Genomic DNA, 16,763 nt, shown 5'->3' on the forward strand with positions numbered 1-16,763 from the left:
CTTGCCTGGGCGCGGACCGCGCCGCGCCTCAGTCGATGCCGAGCTTCTTGAGCTTGTAGCGCAGCGCGCGGAACGTGATGCCGAGGGCTGCCGCGGTCTTCGTCTTGTTGTAACGGTGTTCCTGCAGCGACTGCTGGATGGCTGCGCGCTCGATGTCCTCGATGAAGGAGGGCAGGGCGGTGCCGGCAGTTTCGTAGGGGCTCACGGTGCGCGGGTCGCGCGGCGGGGGCGCGGCGCTGGGTGGCAGGGCCTGGTGGGTGCCGGTGACGAAGGGGGATGTCGTGCGTGCCGCGGTCTGGGCGTTGCCGCGCGGGACGGGCAGGTGCAGGTCGGCGGCGGTGATGCGCTCGTCGTCGGCCATCGCCAGGGCACGTTCGAGCACGTTTTCCAGTTCGCGCACGTTGCCGGGAAAGCCGTAGCCCTCCAGCGCGGCAACGGCATCGCTGCTCAGGACGGGCGCCGGGCGGTGCATGGCCTGCGCGAGGCGGCGCAGGATGGCGTCCGACAGCAGCGGCAGGTCGCCGGCGCGGTCGCGCAGCGGCGGCACGTTCAGACCGATGACGTTGATGCGGTAATACAGGTCGTGGCGGAACCGGCCGTCGCTGACCAGTTGCGAGAGATCCTTGTGGGTGGCCGACAGGATGCGCACGTCCACCTGCACTTCGGCCGACGCGCCCACCGGGCGGATCGACTTTTCCTGGATGGCGCGCAGCAGCTTGACCTGCATCGGCAGCGGCAGCTCGGCGACCTCGTCGAGGAACAGCGTGCCGCCGTCGGCGGCCTGGAACAGGCCCGGCTTGTCGCTGTGGGCGCCGGTGAAGCTGCCCTTCTTGTGGCCGAAGAACTCGCTTTCCATCAGTTCGGTGGGAATCGCGCCGCAGTTCACCGGTACGAACGGACCGCTGGCACGCGCGCCCTGGGCGTGGATGGTGCGGGCGACGAGCTCCTTGCCGGTGCCCGACTCGCCGTTGATGAAGACCGGTGCCTGGCTGCGGGCGACCTTGGCGATGGTGTTGCGCAGCGTGACCATGGCCTCGGAGGTGCCGAGCAGGCGGCTGGCGTGTTCGTCGGTGTTGCGCTTGGCGCGCTCGCCCAGTTCCAGCGCCTGGTGGACCAGGCCGCGCAGGACGTGGATGTCGACCGGCTTGCTGACGAAGTCGAACGCGCCGGCCTTCAAGGCGTCGACGGCGGCTTCGACGTTGCCGTAGGCGGTGATGACCGCGACGGGCGTGCCGGGAAAGCGGGTGCTGATCTCGCCGACCAGGTCCAGGCCCGAGCCGTCGGGCAGGCGCATGTCGGTCAGGCAGAGGTCGTAGGGGGACGCGCCCAGCAGTTCACGCGCGGCCGCCAGGGTGGGGGCCGTCTCGGTGCGAAGCCCCATGCGACTCAGGGTCAGGACCAGCAGTTCGCGGATGTCGTGCTCGTCGTCGACGATCAGGACGCTGCGGTGTTCGCTCATCGATCAGGTAGGCAGGCGTTTTTGATGTGACGCATGGTGACAGCTTTCGACAAACGTGACGACTTTGACACCGGTGACCCCATGGCGCGGCCCGGACGGCGTGGGGCCGGGCCGGATGTGCGCCGTCGCCGCCTAGCGCTGCAGCAGCGTCTGCCGGGCGGCCATGGTGACCCGGAAGCAGGCACCGCCGCCGGGCACGGCCACGTATTCAAGATGCGCCTCGTTGGCCCGGCACAGCTCGTGGGCGATGTACAGGCCCAGACCGGTGCCGCTTTCGGACGTGGTGAAGAACGGCCGGAACAGCTGGGCGGCCACGGCATCGGGAATGCCGGGGCCGCGGTCGAGCACGCTGAGCGTGGGGCAGTCGCCGACCTGCTCGATGTGCAAGGTGATGCGGGGCGGGCCGCCGGGCAGGCGGCCGTAGCGCACGGCGTTGTTGGCCAGTGCGGTCAGGACCTGCTGCAGGTGGCGCGGGTCGAAGATCGCGCGCAGCGCCGGCTGGGCGCTGCTGATGCGGACCTCGGCGTTGTCCTCGGTGACGATGAGGCGGAAGTCGTGCAGGAAGGCCTGCGCGGCGCCGACCAGATCGACCGGCTCGGGGCGCGCGCGTTCGCGGCGGGCAAGTCCCAGCACGCTCTCTACGATGCCGTTGGTGCGCATGCATTGCTGGTGGATGATCTGCAGCAGCCGGCGGTCGGCCTCGCCGATCTGGTCGGATTCCTCCAGCAGCTGGGTGGCGTAGCTGATCGCCGCCAGCGGGTTGCGGATCTCGTGGGCGAGGCCTGCGGAAAAGCGGCCCATCGTCGCCAGGGTCAGCGATTCGGCGCGGCGCGAGACCAGCGAGGTGTCATCCAGGAACACCAGGGTGTTGTCGCTTCCGGCGACCAGTTTCACGAAGCGCGGCATCACGTCGGCATGCTCGCGCAGCGCCAGCGGCGTGCTGTCGACGGCGCCGTTGCGCATCCATTCGGCCAGGCGCATCGCCAGGGGCGGCGCCAGCTGCGAGAGCGGGCGACCGTGCACGCCCTCTGCGTTCGGCGCGCCGGCGTCGCCCAGCAGCAGCATGGCCGCTTCGTTGGTCAGGCGGATGCGACCGGCGCCATCGACCAGCAGTACACCGGTCTGCATGCGGCGGATGATCAGCTCGTTGATTTCGGCCAGGTTGGCCGCCTCGGCGCCACGCCGGTCGGCCAGCGCCTGGGTCTCGCGGACCTGGCTGCCCAGCTGGCGGGTCAGCGAGGCCACGGCGAAAAAGCCCAGCGCGAACATCATCATCTCGGCCAGCGGCCGGTCGAAGGTGCCGGTGCCGAACAGGCCGATGAAGCGCTCGGCCAGCAGGGCGGCCGAGGCGGCCGCTGCGATCAGCAGGCCGCTGCGCAGGCTGACGAACAGCGACGCGGCGCCGATGTTGAACAGCAGCAGCATCGCGATGCCGGGCGCGACTTCCGGCACGGCGTGGGTGACCAGGGTCGCCACGGCGATATCGACGCCGACGCCGACGATCGCGTGGTGGTGGGCGTGGGCGGCATCGGCGCGTCGCGCATGCAACAGCAGGCCGCTGGCGGCGATGAGGTAGCCGATGCAGGTCGCGATGGCCACCGGCCGGTCGGTGATTTCGCCCAGGACCGCGCCCCAGGGGCTGAACACCAGCAGCGCCAGCAGCGCCGCTTCCAGCACGCGATACAGGGAAAACAACGCCAGTTCCCGCTGCAGCAGCGAGGGAGGCATCGGGTGCGCGGCAGGCTGGGGCACGTGGCGTGATCCCAGAGGACGGGGTGCCGAGTATAGGAGGCGCCGGCGGGCGACAGGACCGGCGTTTTGCCCGCCGCCGCTGCATGGGCGAGAATAGCGGACCCCATCGGCCCGCCGCGCGCTCAGCGCCGCCCGTCGACCGGTGTCATTTCCTCCTCCGTACGGACCCCACATGAACTTCCACGAATACCAGGCGAAGCAGTTGTTTGCCGATTACGGCATCCCCGTGCCGGCAGGACGCGTTGCGTCCACCGCCGACGAAGCAGTCGAAGCAGCGAACTCCCTGGGCAATGGCCCCTGGATGGTCAAGGCCCAGATCCATGCGGGCGGTCGCGGCAAGGCCGGCGGCGTGAAGTTCTGCAAGACCACCGACGACGTGAAGGCCGCGGCTGCCAAGATGCTCGGCACCAAGATGGCCACCTATCAGACCGCCGGCGTCGAACTGCCGGTCAATCTGGTGCTGGTCACCGAAGCCGGTGAGATCGCCAAGGAACTGTATCTGTCGGTGCTGGTAGACCGCGGCACGCAGTCCATCACCTATATCGTCTCGAGCGAGGGTGGCGTGGACATCGAGCAGGTCGCTGCCGAGACGCCGGAGAAGATCGAGAGCCTCAACGTCAGCTTCGTCGAAGGCTTCCAGGCCTACCAGGGCCGCGAGATCGGCTTCAAGATCGGCCTGACCGCCAAGCAGGCCAACCAGCTCGCCAAGATCATGGGCGGCCTGTACACCCTGTTCAACGAGAAGGACCTGGCGCTGGTCGAACTCAACCCGCTGGCGATCCTCGACAATGGCGACCTGTACGCCCTTGACGGCAAGGTCGACTCCGACGACAACGCCGCGTTCCGTCACAAGGATCTGGCGGCGATGCGTGACGCCACGCAGGAAGACGAGGCCGAGGCGCGTGCCAGCCAGTACGACCTGAACTACGTGACCATGGACGGCAACATCGGCTGCATGGTCAATGGCGCGGGCCTGGCCATGGCGACGATGGACGTGATCGCACTCAACGGCGGTTCGCCGGCGAACTTCCTCGACGTGGGCGGCGGCGCGACCAAGGAGCGCGTGACCGAGGCGTTCAAGCTGATCCTGTCGAGCGACAAGGTGAAGGCGATCTTCGTCAACATCTTCGGCGGCATCGTCCGTTGCGACATGATTGCCGAGGGCATCATCGCCGCGGTCAAGGAAGTGGACGTCAAGGTGCCGGTGATCGTGCGCCTCGAAGGCACGAACGTCGAAGCGGGCAAGAAGCTGCTGGCCGAATCCGGCCTCGCCATTACCGCAGCCGACGACATCAACGACGGCGCCAAGAAAGCCGTCGCGGCTGCCGCGTAAGCCCACACATCATCTGTAGAAGCGCGCTTGCGCGCGGTCACGGTCTCCGTGATCCCGCGCGCGTTTCTACGACACCACAGGATTTCCAATGAGCGTCCTCATCAACAAGAACACCAAGGTGATCGTGCAGGGCTTTACCGGCCAGCAGGGTACCTTCCACGCCACCCAGATGGTGGAATACGGCACCCAGGTCGTCGGCGGCGTCACGCCCGGCAAGGGTGGCACCACGCACATCAACCTGCCGGTGTTCAACACCGTGCGCGAAGCGGTCGAGGCCACCGGCGCCGATGCCTCGGTGATCTACGTGCCGCCGCCGTTCGCGGCCGACGCGATCCTTGAAGCGGCTGCGGCCGGCATCAAGGTCATCGTCTGCATCACCGAGGGCATTCCGGTGCTCGACATGCTGCGCGTCAAGAACGTGCTGAAGTCGCATCCGGACGTGACCCTGGTCGGTCCGAACTGCCCGGGCGTGATCACGCCGGGCGAGTGCAAGATCGGCATCATGCCGGGCCACATCCACATGCCGGGCAAGATCGGCATCGTGTCGCGCTCGGGCACGCTGACCTATGAAGCGGTCAAGCAGACCACCGCGGCGGGCCTCGGCCAGTCGACCGTCATCGGTATCGGCGGCGACCCGATCAACGGCCTGAACTTCGTCGACTGCCTTAAGCTGTTCAACGAAGATCCGCAGACGCTGGGGATCATCATGGTCGGCGAAATCGGCGGCGACGCCGAGGAAGCGGGCGCCGAGTACATCAAGGCGCACGTCAAGAAGCCGGTCGTCGGCTTCATCGCCGGCGCGTCGGCCCCTCCGGGCAAGCGCATGGGCCACGCCGGTGCGATCGCCTCGGGCGGTTCGGGCACGGCCGAAGGCAAGTTCAAGGCGATGGAAGCGGCGGGCGTCAAGACCGTCCGTTCGCCGGGCGACCTGGGCGAAGCGATCGCTGCGCTCGTGAAGTAATCGCGCCTCATCGCGTGATGGGAAAGGCCGCCTCCGGGCGGCCTTTTTCTTGGCCGGTCGCCTGTGTGCGATGCGGCGCGCACGCGTGCGCCGCGCGCTGCCCGCGGCAACCGCGCCGCTATGATGGATGCCCCCGTTCCAGGCGTCCTCTGACATGACCGAACCCCTGCGTATCGCCCTGGCCCAGTTCGACTTTCCGGTCGGCGATGTCGGCCGCAACGCCGAGCGCATCGCGGAGATGATCGCCACGGCGCGCGACGAATTCGGCGCGGCGGTGGTGGTGTTTCCGGAACTCGCGATCAGCGGCTATCCGCCCGAGGACCTGCTGATGCGCCCCGGCTTCCTGATCGACTGCGAAGCGGCGCTGATGCAGATCGCCAAGGATGTGCGCGGCATCGTCGCCGTCGTCGGCTGGCCGGAATCGGCGGGCAGCGTGCTCTACAACTCGGCCAGCGTGCTGCGCGACGGCAAGGTGGAACGCACCTACCGCAAGCGCGAGCTGCCGAACTACAACGTGTTCGACGAGCGCCGCTACTTCCATGTCGACCCGGACGGCGAACCATGCGTGGTCGACGTGGGTGGCGTGCCGGTCGGCGTGCTGGTCTGCGAGGACCTCTGGTTCCCCGAGCCGCTGGCCGATACCGCGGCTGCGGGCGCGACCGTCGTCGTGGTGCCGAACGCTTCGCCCTACGAGCGCGGCAAGCACCGCCAGCGCGATGCGCTGCTGGCCGAGCGCACGCGCGAGAGCGGCGTGGCGCTGGCCTACGTCAACGTCGTCGGCGGGCAGGACGCGCTGGTGTTCGATGGCGCATCGGTCGTCGCCGATGCCGACGGCACCGTGCACCCGGCTGCGGTCGCATTCGACGACCAGTGGCTGGTGGTGGACTTCGATCCCGCCACGCGCGCGTTCTCGCCGGTGGTGTGGGTCGACGATGGCGACGAGAGCATCGACGCGCTGGCCTGGCGCGCGGTGGTGCGCGGCACGCGTGACTACTGCGGGAAGAACGGATTCTCGAAGGCGTGGGTCGGGCTGTCGGGGGGCATCGATTCGTCGGTGGTGCTGGCGATGGCCGTCGATGCGCTGGGCGCCGACAACGTCACCGCCGTGCGCATGCCGTCGCGGTTCACCGCAGGGCTGAGCAACGACCTGGCGGCCGAGCAATGCGAGGCGCTGGGCGTCCGCATGCTGACCATTCCGATCGAGCTGCCGTTCCAGGGATTCCTGGACACGCTGTCGGATGCGTTCGAGGGCAAGGATGTCGACATCGCCGAGGAAAACCTGCAGTCGCGCACCCGCGGCGCGATCATGATGGCGCTGTCGAACAAGCATGGCGGCTTGCTGCTGACGACCGGCAACAAGAGCGAGTACGCGGTGGGTTACGCGACGATCTACGGCGACATGTGCGGCGGCTATGCGCCGATCAAGGACCTCTACAAGACCGAGGTCTTCGGCCTGTCGAAGTGGCGCAACACCGTCGCCGGCGCGCCGGTGATTCCGCCCGCGGTGATCGCGCGGCCGCCGTCGGCCGAGCTGCGCGACAACCAGCTCGACCAGGATTCGCTGCCGCCCTACGACGTGCTCGACGCGATCCTGCGCCGCTTCGTCGACCAGGAGGAATCGCGCGACGAGATCGTGGCCGCCGGGTTCGATGCCGCGACCGTCGACCGTGTGCTGCGGCTGGTGCGCATCAGCGAGTGGAAGCGCCATCAGGCTGCGCCGGGACCGAAAATCTCACGCCGCGCGTTCGGTCGCGAGCGCCGCTATCCGATCAGCAACCGGTATTCGGGTTGAGCGGCGCGTCGATGCTTGCCGCGGCCGCATGCACCCGGCTCGGCGTGCGCGGGGTGCGGCAGTGCGCGGCGGATCGCGACGGGCGGCGCGCATGCTGAGCCTGATCCAGCGCGTCAGCCAGGCCGCGGTGCGCGTCGATGGCGAGGTCGTCGGCCAGACCGGCCCCGGCCTGCTGGCCCTGGTGGGCATCGAGCCGGGTGACGGCCCGGCGCAGGTCGCGCGCATGGCCGAGCGCCTGTTCGCCTACCGGGTGTTCGCCGACGAGGCGGGGCGGATGAACCTGTCCCTGGCCGACACCGGCGGCGGCCTGCTGCTGGTCAGCCAGTTCACCCTCGCCGCCGACACCCGCTCGGGCAACCGCCCGGGTTTCAGCACCGCTGCGGCGCCGGAAACGGCTGAACGGATCTTCGATGCACTGGTGACCGCATGCCGTTCGCGACAGTCGGGGGTGGAAACCGGGCGCTTCGGTGCCCATATGGAGGTCAGCCTGGTCAACGATGGCCCGGTCACCTTCCTGTTGCGGGCATGAACCCGGCCCTCCAGGTGGTATAATTACGGGTTCACTTTGACAACGGTGCGCCACATGGCGAATGAACGTCCCGCCCAGCAGTCCGACATCAAGCTCCTGATCAGCAAGGGCCTGGAGCAGGGCTATCTGACTTACGCCGAAGTCAACGATCACCTGCCCGACGACATGGTCGATCCGGAGCAGATCGAAGACATCATCGGCATGATCAACGGCATGGGCATTGCGGTCCATGAGGTCGCGCCCGATGCCGAGACCCTGTTGCTGGCTGGCGAGTCCAGCGGCAACCGGGAAGTCGACGAAACCGCGGCCGAAGAAGCCGCGGCCGCGCTGACTTCGCTCGACACCGAGGGTGGCCGCACCACCGACCCGGTGCGCATGTACATGCGCGAGATGGGTACGGTGGAGCTGCTGACCCGCGAAGGCGAAATCGCCATCGCCAAGCGCATCGAGGAAGGCCTGAACCAGATGATGGCCTCGGTGGCCAGCTTCCCGGGTTCGGTGCAGTTCCTGCTCGAAGAGTACGAGCTGCACAAGACCGGCAAGAAGCGTCTGGCCGAAGTGGTGGCCGGCTTCAACGACCAGTTGCTCGAAGAGCTGGCGGCCGAGGAAGAAGCGGCTGCAGGCAACGCGCCTGCGGCGGTCGAAGCCGAGGAAGAAGCGGACAGCGACGAAGACGAGTCGGACGATTCCTCGGACGAGGAAGAGAGCACCGGTCCGACCGGTCCGGATCCGGCGGAGGTCCTGCGTCGCATGGACCTGATGGGCGACCTGTACAACAAGTTCCAGAAGGGCTACGCCAAGAGCGGCGCGACCGCCAAGCCGGTGATCAAGCTGCGCGCCGAGATGGCCGAGATCTTCATGACCTTCAAGCTGCCGCTGCCGCTGACCGATGTGCTGGTCCGCAAGCTGCGCGAAGTCGTGTCGGGCCTGAAGGACCACGAGCGTCGCATCCTCGACCTGTCGACCCGCGTCGCCAAGATGCCGCGCAAGGACTTCATCCGCGCATGGGACGGCAACCAGACCAATACGGCCTGGGCGGACGAGATGATCAAGCGCAAGCAGAAGTGGTCGTCGGGTCTGAAGGACGTGCGTGACCAGATCGTCGCCGAGCAGGAAGCCACGATCGCGATCGAGAAGGCGATGGGCGTGACCCTGGGGGATCTCAAGGAGATCAACCGGGCGATGGCCTACGGCGAGACCAAGGCCCGCCGCGCGAAGAAGGAAATGGTCGAGGCCAACCTGCGTCTGGTGATCTCGATCGCCAAGAAGTACACCAACCGCGGCCTGCAGTTCCTCGATCTCATCCAGGAAGGCAACATCGGCCTGATGAAGGCGGTCGACAAGTTCGAGCACCGTCGCGGCTTCAAGTTCTCGACCTATGCCACGTGGTGGATCCGCCAGGCGATCACGCGTTCGATCGCAGACCAGGCGCGCACGATCCGTATCCCCGTGCACATGATCGAGACGATCAACAAGCTCAACCGCATTTCCCGCCAGATGCTCCAGCAGTACGGCCGCGAGGCCACGCCGGAGGAGCTGGCCAAGGAAATGGACATGCCGGAAGACAAGATCCGCAAGGTGATGAAGATCGCGAAGGAGCCGATCTCCATGGAGACTCCGATCGGCGACGACGAGGACTCGCACCTGGGCGACTTCATCGAGGACACCAACGTGGAGTCTCCGATCGACGCGACCACCAACACCAACCTCATGGAGACGGTCCGCGATGTGCTCGGCGGCCTGACCCCGCGCGAGGCCAAGGTGTTGCGCATGCGCTTCGGCATCGACATGAACACCGACCACACCCTCGAGGAAGTCGGCAAGCAGTTCGACGTCACCCGCGAGCGGATCCGCCAGATCGAAGCGAAGGCGCTGCGCAAGCTGCGTCATCCTTCGCGCAGCGAACAGCTGCGGAGCTTCCTCGACGTCGAATGAGTCGAGGCTGCGTGCCCCACGAAAAAGCCCGCCGGAAGGCGGGCTTTTTCTATGGGTGATGCGGCCGCGCGGATGCGGTTTCAGAGCACCGTCGGTGTCGCCGTGCCCACGATCACCACATCCGCCTTGCGGCGTGCGAACAGGCCCACACTCACCACGCCCGGGATCTGGTTGAGCTTCGCTTCCAGCGCGACCGGGTCGGTGATCGACAGGCCGTGGATGTCGAGCACCCAGTTGCCGTTGTCGGTCTTCACGCCTTCGCGCCACACCGGCTGGCCGCCGGTGGTTTCGAGGATCGTGCGGGCGACGAGGCTGCGCGCCATCGGGATCACCTCGACCGGCAGCGGGAACGTGCCCAGTACCGGCACCTGCTTGGCGGGATCGATGATGCAGATGAACTGCTTGCTCGCCTCGGCAATGATCTTCTCGCGCGTCAGCGCCGCGCCGCCGCCCTTGATCAGGTGCTTGCCGGGATCGCATTCGTCGGCGCCGTCGACGTACAGCGCCAGCGGGCCGGTCGCGTTGAGGTCGAGCACGTCGATGCCGTGGCCGCGCAGGCGCTCGGTACTCTGGTCCGAACTGGAGACCGCGCCGTCGATGCGGTGCTTGATGCGCGCCAGCGCGTCGATGAAGTAGGCGACCGTCGAGCCGGTGCCGACGCCGACGATCATGCCGTCTTCCACGTACTCGATTGCCTTCTCGGCGGCCAGGCGCTTGCCTTCGCTCATCGCTTCTTCTCCAGGGACAACAGCAGTTTCCACTGCGCGGACGTGACCGGCAGCACCGACAGGCGCGCGCCCTTGCGGATCAGCGCGAACTCTTCGCCGAGCGCCGCGGCATGCTCGCGGATCTCGGACAGGGGGATGGGGTGGGCGAGCGTGCGGACATAGCCCACGTCGACCAGGAACCAGCGAGGGGTCTCTTCCGTCGCCTTTTCGTCGTAGTAGTCGGACGACTTCTTGAACTGGGTCGGGTCCGGATACGCGGTGCTGGCGACCTCGGCGATGCCGTAGATGCCGGGCACGGCCGCGTTCGAGTGGTAGAAGAACACCTGGTCGCCGACCTGCATGCCGTCGCGCATGAAGTTGCGCGCCTGGTAGTTGCGTACGCCGGTCCATGGTTCGGTGCCGACACGGGCGAGATCGTCGATCGAGAATTCGTCCGGCTCGGACTTCATCAGCCAGTAGCGCTTGCGGGTGCTCATGGTGTCTCGTCAGTGATGGCGGTCGGGAACAGCGTGCCCGCTTCGGTGCAGACCGCATCCAGCGGCACGTCCCAGTCGGCGGCGTCGAGTGCGTCGACCTGCTGCAGCGCGAACGCCGCGCCCACCAGCAGCGGCGGCGCGGCTTCGGTGCGTCGGAACGCGAAGCTGCGGTCGTACCAGCCGCCGCCCATGCCGAGACGATGCCCGCGCGTGTCGAAGCCCACCAGCGGCGTGACGACCAGGGCCATGTCGCGGGCATCGAGGGCCGATGCCGGTTCGACGTCGGGCTCGGGAATGCCGTAGCGGTTGGTGACCAGCGGATCGCCGGCACGCCAGGGCGCGAAGCGCAGCAGGTCGTCGTGCAGCACGGGCAGGCAGTAGACCAGACCGGCAGGCAGGCGCATCTGCAGGACGTGCAGGCCGATCTCGCCATCGCTGGCCCAGTAGCCGGCGATGTAGCCGGTGGCGGGCAGCATGGGCAGTGCGAAGAGTTGCGACGCGAGTCCTTCGGCGGCGGCAATGCGCGCGGGCGCCGGCAGCGCGCGACGCTGGTCGCGCAGACGGCGGCGGAGGGTGGGGCGATCGATCATGCGGCCGGGCTCGTCGTCGGAAGTGCCGGCGACGCGGCAGGCGGGCTCAAAAAATACGTTCTCCGCCGATGCCGATGCAGGCGAAACGACCTTGAACCCGGGGTTCAAGTGGGAACGCTGGGATTCCTTTGGGCTTTCCGCTCGGGGGCGGACTGGCACTCCCGGTTTCCTGACGTCCCCGGTGTCGTTATTAAGGGACAAGGCGAATGTTTTGCACGCTGTCGAACACGGCAGAGAACGCACACGCAGTATAGCCAAGTGCTGTCGCGCGCGCGGGCCGTCCGTCGGCTGCACTGCAGATGCGACGGCAGAGATTCAGTTGTGTGTGCAGCGCGTGCAGCGCCACCGCAGTCAGCGCGGATCCACGTCCGCGGCGTCGAGGCGACGATGCAGCGCCGCGACGGCGTTCGCGATCTCGCGGCTGCCCTGCGACTGCCCGTCGCCCAGCAACTGCAGTTCGTGCGCCAGGTTCAGTGCGGCCAGTACCGCCACCCGGTCCACGGCCGCCATGCGGTTGGCGCCGCGGACTTCGCGCATGCGCGCATCGAGCACGCGGGCGGCGGCCATCAGGCTGTCGCGTTCGTCGGGCGCGACGCCGACGGTGTACTCGCGGTCGAGCACACGCACGCTCATCGGCTCGTTGCCACTCATGTGTGCTGCTCCAGCGACTTGAGACGCGCGATCATGGCTTCCACCCGCGAGCGTGCCTGTTCGTTCTTCGACAGCAACTGGGCACGTTCGCCGGTGATGGTTTCCTGCTGCTGGCGCAGGCTGCGGTTCTCGTCGCCCAGGATGCGGACGCGTTCGAGCAGCGCGTCGATGCGCGACGTCAGTCTCTGGAGCTGGGCGATGACGTCGGGCTGATCCATTTCCGCACCATAGGCAGCGCGCCGTTGGCGGTCAAGGCAGGGCAGCGAGCCGCTCGCGACGCAGCGGTGGGGCCGTGGCGGCGCGCCGGTTGCGCACGAACGCCAGGCACTGCAGCGTATCGAGCGGCGGGGAGATCCAGAAGCCCTGGATCTCGTCGCAGCCACGTTCGGCCAGGAACCGCATCTGCGCCTCGGTCTCCACGCCCTCGGCCACCACGCGCAGTCCCAGCGAGTGCCCCATCGCGATGATCGTCGGGGTGATGGCCGCATCCTCGATGTCGTGCGGCAGCCCGTCGATGAAGGCCTTGTCGATCTTGATCGTGGTGATCGGCAGACGCTTGAGATAGGCGAGCGAGGAATAGCCGGTGCCGAAGTCGTCGATCGCCAGCGACACGCCCAGCGCGCGGAACGCCTGCAGATGCGTCGCGGTCTGCTCGGCGTTGGCCATCAGCACGCTCTCGGTGAGTTCGAGCTCGAGCAGGTGTGGCGGAATGCCGGTGTCCTGGAGCACGCGCGCTACCACGCCGGCGAAATCGCCGCGCAGCAACTGCAGGACCGACACGTTGACCGAGATGGTCAGGTCGTCCAGTCCGTGCTGGCGCCAGCGCTGCAGCACCAGGCAGGCTTCGCGCAGCACCCATTCGCCGATCTCCAGGATCAGCCCGCTTTCCTCCGCGATCGGAATGAACTCGGCGGGCGCGATGTCGCCGTGCTCCGGGCTCGACCAGCGCAGCAGGGCCTCCACGCCGGTGATGCGCTCGGGCGACAGCGACATGCGCGGCTGCAGCACCAGTCGCAGTTCGCCCCGGTCGAGCACCTTGCGCAGCGCGCCGGACACGGTGGCGCGCTGGCGCACCGCCAGATCCATGTTGTCGTCGTAGCGCATGAACGTGCGCCGGCCTGCCGCTTTGGCCTGGTACATCGCCGTGTCGGCCTGCTTCAGCAGTTCGGTGGGGACCTGTGCGTTCTGCGGATAGAGGCTGATGCCGATCGATGGCGAGATCGACACCTCGCGGCGATCCTCGAGCACCAGCGGTGTCTCGAAGGCGTTGATGATCTCGCGCGCGACGTGTTCCGCATCGCCCGGTTCGCGGACGTCCTCGAGCACCACGGTGAACTCGTCGCCACCCAGCCTGGCCACGGTGATCTGCTCGCCGACGGTGCGCTGCAGGCGTGTGGCGACCGCGCGCAGGATGCGGTCGCCGGCGGCATGGCCCAGGGAGTCGTTGATGTCCTTGAAGCGGTCCAGGTCGAGGAACAGCACCGCCAGTCCGGCATCCTCACGATGCGCGCGCACGATCGCCCGCGACAGCCGCTCCGACAGCAGCGCGCGATTGGGCAGGCCGGTGAGCGTGTCGAAATTAGCGAGGTAGCGCAGTTCCTGTTCGGCGCGCTTCTGCTGGGTGATGTCGTTGAGGACGCAGACATGCAGCACGCAATCGTCGTCCGCCACACGCACCGTGCGCAGCTCCAGCGCGGCCAGCAGCTCTTCGCCGTCCTTGCGCCGCTGCCAGATCTCGCCGCTCCACTGGCCACCGGCACGGGCGTGTTCGCGCAGCTGCTCCATGAGGCCGGCATCGTTCCGGTAGCTGTCGAGCAGGGAGATGCTCTGGCCGACCAGTTCGTCCTCTCCGTAGCCGGACATGCGCAGGAACGCGGGATTGGCCGAGACGTAGCGGAAGTCGGCACACAGCACGATCACCGCCTCGCCCATGCTGCGCAGCACGGCGCCGGCGATCTGGCGCTCGCGTTCCGCCTCCCGTGTCGCGGTGACGTTGAGCGCGGTGCCCGCGATCCGCATGACCGAGCCGTCATCGCGACGTTCGACCGCGCGGCCGCGGACGCGGACCCAGATCCAGTCGCCCGCACCGTCGGCAATGCGCAGCTGCACCTGGAAGCGGCTCGATGCGCCCTGTAGATAACGCTGCAGCGTGTCGAACGCCAGCGCGTGGTCGTCGGGGTGCAGCAGCGCCTCGGCGGGCATGCTGTCTTCGAGGGTGCGGCTCTCCGCATCACCCGTGTCGCTGATGAGGCGGCGCAGGATGCCGCTGGCGATGTCGTAGTCCCAGTAGCGTTCGCCGGTCGCCCACAGTGCGAGCTCGAGCCGGTCGCGGCGATCGTGGATCTCGGTGAGGTAGGCGTGCTCGCTGCTGCGGCGGCGGACGACCACGACGACCAGCAACACCAGAAGCGCGATCAGAACCGCGGCGCCGGGCACGTGCAACTGGCTGGGTTCGATCACGCGGCGACACTCCATGCCGGGTTCGGCGTTGCGAATATAGGCACGCCGGCGCTGGCGCAACAAGCGGAGATGTGGCGGCGTGGGCGCGCGGTGCGGCGGAGGGCCGTTGGTACAATGAAGGGCCCCGTCCCGAGAGTGTCCGCCGTGTCCGAAACCCTGCCTGCCCTTGCACAGATCGAGGCGGAAATCCGCCACCTGCAACTGGCGGTCTCCGGCAGCGAGCTGCATGGCGGCCTCAGCGGCTGGCTGGCCGGCGGCGGCGACGATACGGGCGCCTGGCTGGCGCCGGTGCTGGCCGATCCCGCCTTGCCCGCGCCCGCGCAGGGCAGCGCGCTCGATCGCCTGCGGGTGGTGACCGCCGCGCAGTTCGAAGACCGCAACTTCGCCTTCGTGCTGGTGTTGCCCGAGGACAGCGCCCCCCTGGCGGAGCGCAGCGCGGCCCTGTTCGACTGGTGCCGCGGCTTCCTCGGCGGGTTCGGACTGGCCGCGGGTGGCCGGCCGCCCTTGTCGGAAGAAGGCAGCGAAGCGCTGTCCGATCTCGCCCGGCTCGCCGCTGCGCATCACGACGCCGACGGCGAGGATGACGACAGCGAGGAGGATGCGCTGCTGGAGATCGAGGAGTTCGTGCGTGTGGCGGTGTTGCTCCTGCACGGCGATGCGGCGCTGGGCCCCCGTCACCGCAGCCGGTTGAACTGACATGGCGGGCGCGACCGGCATCACCGCGGCCACTTACGAGAAGCGTCGGCGCCAGCTGATGCGGCTGGTCGGCGACAACGCGATCCTCGTGCTGGCCAGCGCGCCCGAGCGGGTGCGCAGCCGCGATACGCATCACGCCTACCGGCAGGATTCGGACCTCTGGTATCTCACCGGCTTCGCCGAACCCGATGCGGTGCTGGTGCTGGTGCCGGGCCGCAAGCACGGCGAGGCGCTGCTGTTCTGCCGCGAACGCGACCTGGAACGCGAAGGCTGGGACGGTCCGCGGGTCGGTCCAGAAGGCGCGGTCGAGGCGCTGGGCATGGACGATGCGTATCCGATCGATGATCTCGACGAGATCCTGCCCGGCCTGCTCGAAGGCCGCACGCGCGTCTATTACCACTTCGGCCGCGACACCGAATTCGACCTGCAGCTGATCGGCTGGCTCAACCGCGTGCGTGCGCAGGTGCGGGTCGGTGCGCAGCCGCCGCATGAATTCCTGGAACTGGGCCATCTACTCGACGAGATGCGTCTGTTCAAGGATGCCGGCGAACTCAAGCTGATGCGGCGCGCGGCGAAGATCAGTGTCGAGGCGCATGCCGCGGCGATGCGCGCCGCGCGTCCGGGCATCCACGAATACGCGCTGCAGGCCGAACTCGAATACGCGTTCCGCCGGCACGACGCGAGTCCCGCCTACGAAAGCATTGTCGGCGCAGGCGCCAATGCCTGCGTGCTGCATTACCGCGCCAACAATGCGCAGGCGCGCGACGGCGACCTGGTGCTGATCGATGCCGGCGCCGAGTACCGCGGCTATGCCGCCGACATCACCCGGACCTTCCCGGTCAACGGTCACTTCACGGCTGCGCAGCGTGCCCTGCACGAAGTGGTCGAATCCGCGCAGCAGGCCGCGCTCGCACAGGCGCGGCCGGGTGTCGCCTACGAAGCCGGCCACAACGCCGCGGTCGAGGCGCTGACCGAAGGCCTGCTGCGGCTCGGCCTGTTGAAGGGCAAGCTGGCGAAGAACATCGCCGACGGCAGCTACAAGCGGTTCTACCGGCACAAGACGGGACACTGGATCGGTCTCGACGTGCATGACGTCGGCGACTACCGCATCGAAGGCGAATCGCGGCTGCTGGAGCCGGGCATGGTGTTCACCATCGAGCCCGGCCTGTACGTGTCGACCGACGACACCAGCGTCGATGCGAAGTGGCGCGGCATCGGGATCCGGACCGAGGACGACGTGCTGGTGACGAAGACCGGGCATGAAGTACTGACGACCGGTCTGGCGCGTACGGCCGACGAGATCGAGGATTTCATGGCGCGCAGATAAGCGCGCGTGTCCGGTCCGCAGCGCGCATGGCGCGCGCTGCGTCTTCAGGTGTCAGCGGGCGCTCGACGCGCCCG

15 protein-coding genes and 1 other RNA gene are annotated in these 16,763 nt (G+C 67.9%); 7 read left to right on the plus strand and 9 right to left on the minus strand.

Features of this window, described 5'->3' with window-relative positions; translation table 11 throughout:
- Positions 1 to 28: 28 nt before the first annotated feature.
- Positions 29 to 1,459 (minus strand): sigma-54-dependent transcriptional regulator, encoded by a 1,431-nt coding sequence (locus AC3A4E_RS04430; RefSeq protein ID WP_487630344.1) that lies wholly within the window; start codon positions 1,457 to 1,459, stop codon positions 29 to 31.
- Positions 1,460 to 1,591: 132 nt separating this feature from the next.
- On the minus strand, positions 1,592 to 3,187 hold the full coding sequence (locus AC3A4E_RS04435) for a sensor histidine kinase (RefSeq protein ID WP_487630345.1): 1,596 nt from the start codon (positions 3,185 to 3,187) through the stop codon (positions 1,592 to 1,594).
- Between the two features lie 196 nt (positions 3,188 to 3,383).
- Here AC3A4E_RS04435 and sucC point away from each other — a divergent pair, with 196 nt between their 5' ends.
- From sucC to rpoD, 5 genes are all read left to right on the plus strand, one after another.
- Positions 3,384 to 4,544 (plus strand): ADP-forming succinate--CoA ligase subunit beta, encoded by a 1,161-nt coding sequence (gene sucC / locus AC3A4E_RS04440; RefSeq protein ID WP_487630346.1) that lies wholly within the window; start codon positions 3,384 to 3,386, stop codon positions 4,542 to 4,544.
- Positions 4,545 to 4,632: 88 nt separating this feature from the next.
- Complete coding sequence (gene sucD / locus AC3A4E_RS04445) at positions 4,633 to 5,505, plus strand: succinate--CoA ligase subunit alpha (RefSeq protein WP_096297267.1); 873 nt, start codon at positions 4,633 to 4,635, stop codon at positions 5,503 to 5,505.
- A 154-nt stretch (positions 5,506 to 5,659) separates the two neighbouring features.
- Positions 5,660 to 7,297, plus strand: a complete 1,638-nt coding sequence (locus AC3A4E_RS04450) for an NAD+ synthase (RefSeq protein ID WP_487630347.1) — start codon at positions 5,660 to 5,662, stop codon at positions 7,295 to 7,297.
- A gap of 91 nt (positions 7,298 to 7,388) precedes the next feature.
- Entirely contained in the window at positions 7,389 to 7,826 is a 438-nt protein-coding gene (gene dtd, locus AC3A4E_RS04455) for a D-aminoacyl-tRNA deacylase (protein WP_487630348.1), read from the plus strand.
- Between the two features lie 54 nt (positions 7,827 to 7,880).
- Positions 7,881 to 9,761: an RNA polymerase sigma factor RpoD gene (gene rpoD, locus AC3A4E_RS04460; RefSeq protein ID WP_487630349.1), complete on the plus strand. Its 1,881-nt coding sequence runs from the start codon at positions 7,881 to 7,883 to the stop codon at positions 9,759 to 9,761.
- 80 nt (positions 9,762 to 9,841) lie between these two features.
- Here rpoD and rpiA read toward each other — a convergent pair whose 3' ends face one another.
- From rpiA to AC3A4E_RS04495, 7 genes are all read right to left on the minus strand, one after another.
- On the minus strand, positions 9,842 to 10,489 hold the full coding sequence (gene rpiA / locus AC3A4E_RS04465; protein ID WP_487630350.1) for a ribose-5-phosphate isomerase RpiA: 648 nt from the start codon (positions 10,487 to 10,489) through the stop codon (positions 9,842 to 9,844).
- Positions 10,486 to 10,965 carry an EVE domain-containing protein gene (locus AC3A4E_RS04470; RefSeq protein WP_487630351.1) on the minus strand — a complete coding sequence of 160 codons (480 nt, stop codon included), beginning with the start codon at positions 10,963 to 10,965 and terminating at the stop codon, positions 10,486 to 10,488. The genes rpiA and AC3A4E_RS04470 overlap by 4 nt, the downstream gene beginning before the upstream one ends.
- Positions 10,962 to 11,555, minus strand: coding sequence for a 5-formyltetrahydrofolate cyclo-ligase (locus AC3A4E_RS04475; protein ID WP_487630352.1), 594 nt, complete (start codon positions 11,553 to 11,555; stop codon positions 10,962 to 10,964). The genes AC3A4E_RS04470 and AC3A4E_RS04475 overlap by 4 nt, the downstream gene beginning before the upstream one ends.
- 55 nt (positions 11,556 to 11,610) lie before the next feature.
- Positions 11,611 to 11,795: non-coding RNA, 6S RNA (gene ssrS / locus AC3A4E_RS04480), on the minus strand.
- Between the two features lie 111 nt (positions 11,796 to 11,906).
- A complete protein-coding gene (locus tag AC3A4E_RS04485) occupies positions 11,907 to 12,206 on the minus strand; it encodes a cell division protein ZapA (protein ID WP_487630353.1) in 300 nt (99 codons plus the stop codon).
- Positions 12,203 to 12,424 carry a TIGR02449 family protein gene (locus AC3A4E_RS04490; RefSeq protein ID WP_487630354.1) on the minus strand — a complete coding sequence of 74 codons (222 nt, stop codon included), beginning with the start codon at positions 12,422 to 12,424 and terminating at the stop codon, positions 12,203 to 12,205. The genes AC3A4E_RS04485 and AC3A4E_RS04490 overlap by 4 nt, the downstream gene beginning before the upstream one ends.
- 31 nt (positions 12,425 to 12,455) lie before the next feature.
- Positions 12,456 to 14,666 (minus strand): putative bifunctional diguanylate cyclase/phosphodiesterase, encoded by a 2,211-nt coding sequence (locus tag AC3A4E_RS04495; protein WP_487630355.1) that lies wholly within the window; start codon positions 14,664 to 14,666, stop codon positions 12,456 to 12,458.
- A gap of 144 nt (positions 14,667 to 14,810) precedes the next feature.
- Here AC3A4E_RS04495 and AC3A4E_RS04500 point away from each other — a divergent pair, with 144 nt between their 5' ends.
- Complete coding sequence (locus AC3A4E_RS04500; RefSeq protein WP_487630356.1) at positions 14,811 to 15,362, plus strand: UPF0149 family protein; 552 nt, start codon at positions 14,811 to 14,813, stop codon at positions 15,360 to 15,362.
- Between the two features lies 1 nt (position 15,363).
- Complete coding sequence (locus AC3A4E_RS04505; protein WP_487630357.1) at positions 15,364 to 16,689, plus strand: aminopeptidase P N-terminal domain-containing protein; 1,326 nt, start codon at positions 15,364 to 15,366, stop codon at positions 16,687 to 16,689.
- The last annotated feature ends 74 nt before the right edge of the window (positions 16,690 to 16,763 follow it).

Source organism: Luteimonas sp. Soil_N_1 (genome assembly GCF_057656255.1).